Genomic DNA, 6,018 nt, shown 5'->3' with positions numbered 1-6,018 from the left:
GCTGTCGTCCTGCCATGCCGCCTGGAGAGCGGCATCATCCTGGTAGCGTTTCTTCAGCCACTCGCGGAATGCCCGCGCGGACGCCGGGCTGTTGTCGAAGATATCTCCGAACAGCGCCGGGGGGGGGGGGCCGGGGTGGGGGTGGGGGTCCGGGTTGGGGCTGGGGCGGCAATGCCGTAAGTACCCGAACCGAAGGCTCCCTCTACATAGACCTCATAGACGCCAGTACCAAGGAACTGGTGTGGCAGGGTAGAGGTGTAGGTTCGCTTAACAATACCAGAAACATAGAGAAGAAAGAAGCCAGGATCCGGGAATTCGTGGCCCAGATACTGGAGCAGTATCCTCCGAACGCCCTGGCACAAAACTAGAAGTACAACCCTGAGCAGCTCTCAGGGTTTTTTCATTCTTCTCACCAAAGAGATACTGGCGTCCATACAACCGGAAAACGGAAGGACGCACCCAGTGTTCTCTGCCTAATTTTGTAACTTTATGTCCCGATAAAAAGACAGGCATGCAGTACGAGAGTAACCCCATTTTAGACAAGCTTCCGGAACATTTACGGCAATACATCAAACCCCAGAATTACGAGGAGTATTCGCCTATAGACCAGGCTGTGTGGCGTTACGTGATGCGGAAAAACGTGGATTACCTCAGCAATGTAGCGCATGGATCGTATTTAGCTGGACTTAAGAAAACCGGAATCTCCATTGACCATATTCCTAACATGTACGGCATGAACCGCATTCTCAAGGAAATCGGTTGGGCAGCCGTGGCGGTTGACGGGTTTATTCCCCCTGCGGCATTCATGGAATTCCAGGCCTATAATGTACTGGTGATTGCCTCAGACATTAGGCAGTTAGAACACATTGAATACACCCCCGCACCGGACATCATCCACGAAGGGGCCGGACACGCACCGATCATCGCCAATCCGGAATATGCAGAATACTTAAGACGGTTTGGGGAAATCGGATGCAAAGCGATCTCCAGCGCCAAGGACTTTGAGCTTTATGAAGCTGTCCGTTACCTCTCCATCATCAAAGAAGCACCGGGAACCCCTCCAGAAGAGATTGAAAAGGCAGAAAACCTTATTGAAGAATTGCAACAAAACATGGGTGAGCCCAGTGAAATGGCCCTCATCCGGAACCTGCACTGGTGGACCGTGGAGTACGGGCTTATAGGGACTCCTGAACAGCCTAAGATCTACGGTGCAGGCCTGCTATCTTCTATCGGTGAAAGTGCCTGGTGCATGACCGACAAGGTGAAAAAAATCCCCTACTCCATTGAGGCGGCGCATACTTCGTTTGACATCACCAAACCCCAGCCACAGCTCTTTGTTACGCCTGATTTTGCCTTCCTCAGTCAGGTCCTGGAAGAGTTCGCCAATACCATGGCGCTAAGAAAAGGCGGTCTCAGTGGGGTAAAAAAGCTAATCGGATCAAAAGAACTGGGAACTGTTGAACTGAGTACCGGTTTACAGATTTCCGGGATATTCAACGACGTGATCGAGAATGACGGGAAACCGGTATATCTTCAGACGGAAGGGGAAACCGCCCTATCCTACCGGGAAAAAGAACTGGTAGGCCACAGCATTAAGCACTACACCAATGGTTTTGGCACCCCTGTGGGGAAGTTAAGGGGCATCAACCTCGCCATAGAAGATATGAGTCCCAGGGACCTTAAAGCCTACAACATCTATGAAGGGGAGCGGATAGCCCTTGAATTTGAAGGCGGCATTAAAGTGGCCGGCAAGATCATCACAGGAACCCGGAACCTCAGGGGGGAAATCATATTAATCACATTCCAGGACTGCAAAGTCACCCACGGGGATAAGGTCCTTTTCGAACCCTCCTTCGGGCTGTACAATATGGCTGTTGGTGAGCATGTGGTTTCGGCCTTTAACGGGCCGGCAGACCTGAGTAGTTTTGACCTCATCACCCATGAGATTTCCTCCAGTACAATTAAGGTGGAGAAATCCGCGCAGCGATTGAAACTAGAGCAATTATACGGGCAAATCAGGCAATTCCGGGAAGGGACCAATACCACCATTTCCAGAAATAAGGTATTCAAAGAAGTAAAGGAAAATTACCCGGAAGACTGGTTATTGTCTGTGGAACTCTACGAACTGGCTAAAAAGAATAATGACCTTGATTTTGCCAGTGAGATCAGCGAGCACCTGGAACAGGTGAAACAACGGAACCCAAAACTGGGGCACCTGATAGACGATGGCCTGGCCCTTGTTGATGAGGTTACTGCAGCTTCCTGATCCCTATATGGGTATGTAGAGGGCCGGTTCAGTTAAACTCCATAAAGGGATACTCCTCCTGTAGCTCGGTAATCCTTTTTTCCAAAGCCTTTCTGAAGTCCTTGTGGGCCTTGCTATCGGGGTTAAACGGCCGGTGGGCCAATCCCTTCCTGATCTCTCCTACTTCCTTCATTACGTCTGCTGCGCAATCCGCTATCCATACCCGGCAGAATTTTTCCCATACATATTCAATAGCCTGGGTGCTGGGATGAACCATATCCTCGCTATAATACCGGTAGTCCCGCAATTCATCCATCAGGATTTCATAAGCGGGAAAATATAAGGCTTCGCCTTCCTGTACGAGTTGGTGGACTGCACTAATAAGATGGGCCTTGCTGCGTTGATTTTCGATAAACCCATCCTTTAAATGACGTACTGGGGACACCGAATAAACCAGTTGTACCTTAGGATTCAGTTTCCGTATAAACCCCCCAATTTTGTGGAGACAAGCTTCTACATCACTGACCATCATCAATTCCTTAGAAAAGTATTTTTGAGGCACCTTGTGGCAATTGGCCACCCATTGGCCTGTGTCTTTGAAACGATAGCCCCAGGCGGTGCCAAGAGTGAGAAAGATGTGGGTAGCATTCTCCAACGTACGGCTGCTAATTTCAAGCTGACGATTCAGGTCCCCCAACAGGCCTTCCCTGCTGTTTTGGCTCAAGCGGGAATGGGCTTCATAACAATGCCACTGTTCCTGATGTTCAAAAACATCTTCTTCTGTGTATACCTTATTTTGTACGATCCTTTCCAGAAAGGCTGCTATGGCTTCTGGATGAAAAAAGATACCCAGGGGATTTCCATAGGTCTGGAATTGGTAGTACTCCAGTTTATCTCCGATATGCTCAGCAAAACAGGACCCCATAAGCAATATCTTGCTACTGTAATCGATGGGGTGTTCGGCCCGGGTTACAGAAAGGGTCGTTTGTAACTGCATGGGAAATTATTCAGTACCGTAAATGTAAGAAATCGCGGAAAGCTGCTCTGGCATCACTGTTTAAAATACTTCTCAGGTGTTCAGATAGCCTTTAGCCGCCTCGAGGGCCTGAGGAATGCCCTGAGGGTTCTTCCCTCCTGCCGTGGCAAAAAAGGGCTGTCCGCCTCCACCTCCCTGAATAAATTTCCCCAGCTCCCGGACGATAGTACCTGCATTCAGGTTTCTGGCTTCCGCAAGGGGTTTGGAAATAAAACAGGTAAGTAAGGCCTTGCCTTCCTTCTCAGCAGCGAGGAGCAGGAAGAGGTCGTCTCGCTGACCACCCAGCTCAAAGGCGAGGTCTTTCATGCCTCCGGCATCCAGGTCTACTTTTTTTGACAGGAAGGCCACTCCCCCTATATCCTGAATTTCTTGCAAAAGGTCTTGCTTGAGATTCCCCGCTTTCTCTTTTAACAAAGCTTCAATTTGCCTTTTGAGTTCCTGGTTTTCCTCCTGCAGGGACTTCACGGATTCCAGGGCGCTCTTACCTCCCTTAAAGAGGGATTTGATCTCTTCCAGTGCCTTTCGGTTCTCCTCAAAATAGGTGCGGGCTGCATCTGAAGTTATGGCTTCGATACGCCGTATCCCGGCAGCTATGGCACTTTCGGAGGTGATCTTAAAGTGCCAGATATCCCCTGTACGGGCCACATGGGTTCCCCCGCAAAGTTCAATAGAGTCACCAAAGCGCACGGTACGGACCTCGTCCCCATACTTTTCGCCGAACAGGGCCATCGCCCCCTCCTTCAGGGCTTCCTGCATAGGAATATTCCGATTTTCCTGTAGCGGCAGGTTTTCCTTAATACGGTCGTTTACAAACTGTTCCACCTGACGGAGCTCTTCCTCGGTCACCTTGGCAAAATGGGAAAAATCAAACCGCAGGTAACGGGAATGCACAGCCGAACCTTTTTGCTCCACATGGGTGCCCAAAATCTTCCGCAGTGCCTGGTGCAGTAAGTGGGTAGCCGAGTGGTTGCAGGCGGTACGCCGCCTTTGCCCCGCATCCACCACAGCAGTTAATGGCAGAGATAAATCCTTGGGCAGGCTCTTTGCAAAATGTATGATTTCGTTGTTCTCCCGTTTGGTATCGGTAATGTACACCACATCTCCATCCGGACTCTCCAGGTAGCCTTTATCACCCACCTGGCCCCCGCCTTCGGGATAAAATGGAGTAGGGTGGAATACCAACTGATACTGGTCTCCCTCTTTTTTTGAGCTAATTCTACGGTATTTCAGAAGGTTAACCGAAGTTTCCAACTGATCGTACCCCACAAAATCCTGGGTGCCGTTTTCAGACAAAATCACCCAGTCTTCCTTGGATACTGCCGTTGCCGTCTTTGATCGCTTCTTTTGCTCCTGCATGGCAGCTTCAAACCCTTCCTCGTCCAGGGCATATCCCTTTTCACTGAGGATCAGGGCGGTGAGGTCGATGGGAAAACCATAGGTATCATACAGTTCAAAGGCTTTCCTTCCGTCTACCGTTTTTCCTTTTGTTTTGGCCAGGGTCTGGTCCAGCAGAACAAGTCCCTGTTCCAGGGTTTTAAGGAAGGAGTGCTCTTCCTCACGGATGACGTTTTCAATCAACTGTTTCTGTTCGGAAAGTTCAGGAAAGGCTTCCCCCATAGTAGCTGCCAGCACAGCAGTCAATTTATGAATAAAGGGTTCCTGCGTATTCAGGAAGGTAAAGCCATACCGAATGGCACGCCTCAGTATCCTCCGGATTACATAACCGGCGCCGGTATTGCTGGGCAATTGGCCATCTGCAATAGCAAAGGCCACAGCGCGGATATGGTCGGCCACCACGCGTAGGGCGATATCTGTATCCTCATCAGCCCCATAGGTCGTACCCGTAACCCGTTCCAGCTCCGTGATCAGGGGTTGGAAGACATCCGTGTCATAATTGGAGCGTACCCCCTGTAGCACCATACACAGGCGCTCAAATCCCATCCCGGTATCCACATGGCATTCCGGAAGGGGTTCCAGTTTGCCGTTGGCCTTGCGGTTGTACTGTATGAAGACCAGGTTCCATATCTCGATCACGTGCGGATGGTCCTGGTTCACAAGGCTATCCCCGGGAACTTTATCTTTTTCTTCCTGGGAACGGATATCTACATGGATCTCCGAACAGGGACCACAGGGACCCTGATCCCCCATTTCCCAGAAGTTGTCTTTCTTATCTCCCATAAGGATCCGGGCTTCAGGGAGAATAGCCTTCCAGAAATCATAGGCCTCCTGGTCCATCTCCAGCCGGTCCTCATCTGAGCTGCCTTCAAAAACCGTTACGTAGAGGGAATCTGCTGGTATTTTGTACACCTCGGTAAGCAATTCCCAGGCCCAGGCAATGGCTTCTTTCTTAAAGTAATCCCCAAAGCTCCAGTTCCCCAGCATCTCGAACATGGTATGGTGGTAGGTGTCCTTCCCCACCTCTTCCAGGTCATTGTGCTTTCCACTTACGCGCAGGCACTTCTGGGTGTCGGCGATCCTGGGGTATTTGGACCGTGTATTTCCAAGGAAAAACTCTTTGAACTGGTTCATCCCCGCATTGGTGAACATCAAGGTAGGATCATCCTTGATCACCATAGGGGCAGAGGGGACGATCCTGTGTTTCTTCCCTTCAAAAAAATCCAGAAATGCGGTCCTGATATCCTTGGAATTCATACAAATAGCTGCAGTTTGCGTAATTTTAAGGCGTTATACAAAACAATTTTTATATTTGTTTGATTTCTTATAACGAATGCACAAA

The 6,018-nt window shown here is 49.9% G+C and carries 4 protein-coding genes; 2 read left to right on the top strand and 2 right to left on the bottom strand.

The window, feature by feature from the left end:
* Together AC4E7D_RS10580 and AC4E7D_RS10575 are read left to right on the top strand one after the other, a co-directional pair.
* Nucleotides 1-368: DUF4136 domain-containing protein (locus AC4E7D_RS10580; RefSeq protein WP_490173765.1), on the top strand; the 368-nt coding region annotated here is incomplete at its 5' end.
* A 143-nt stretch (nucleotides 369-511) separates the two neighbouring features.
* Complete coding sequence (locus tag AC4E7D_RS10575; protein WP_490173764.1) at nucleotides 512-2,266, top strand: aromatic amino acid hydroxylase; 1,755 nt, start codon at nucleotides 512-514, stop codon at nucleotides 2,264-2,266.
* A gap of 28 nt (nucleotides 2,267-2,294) precedes the next feature.
* On the opposite strand, the gene AC4E7D_RS10570 is transcribed toward AC4E7D_RS10575, so the two are convergent.
* Nucleotides 2,295-3,242: a GSCFA domain-containing protein gene (locus AC4E7D_RS10570; RefSeq protein ID WP_490173763.1), complete on the bottom strand. Its 948-nt coding sequence runs from the start codon at nucleotides 3,240-3,242 to the stop codon at nucleotides 2,295-2,297.
* 72 nt (nucleotides 3,243-3,314) lie between these two features.
* The gene (alaS, locus tag AC4E7D_RS10565) at nucleotides 3,315-5,933 is read right to left on the bottom strand and encodes an alanine--tRNA ligase (protein ID WP_490173762.1); all 2,619 of its coding nucleotides are present in this window, start codon (nucleotides 5,931-5,933) and stop codon (nucleotides 3,315-3,317) included.
* Between the last annotated feature and the right edge of the window lie 85 nt (nucleotides 5,934-6,018).

The organism is Lentiprolixibacter sp. (assembly GCF_982873095.1).
The sequence above is the reverse complement of the archived record's forward strand: the minus strand, read 5'-3'. Positions and strand labels throughout refer to the sequence as shown.

Excerpts from the sequence above, each read along its gene's own strand:
- alaS (WP_490173762.1), bottom strand. The coding sequence starts at position 5,933 with ATGAATTCCAAGGATATCAGGACCGCATTTCTGGATTTTTTTGAAGGG.
- AC4E7D_RS10570 (WP_490173763.1), bottom strand. The coding sequence starts at position 3,242 with ATGCAGTTACAAACGACCCTTTCTGTAACCCGGGCCGAACACCCCATC.
- AC4E7D_RS10575 (WP_490173764.1), top strand. The coding sequence starts at position 512 with ATGCAGTACGAGAGTAACCCCATTTTAGACAAGCTTCCGGAACATTTA.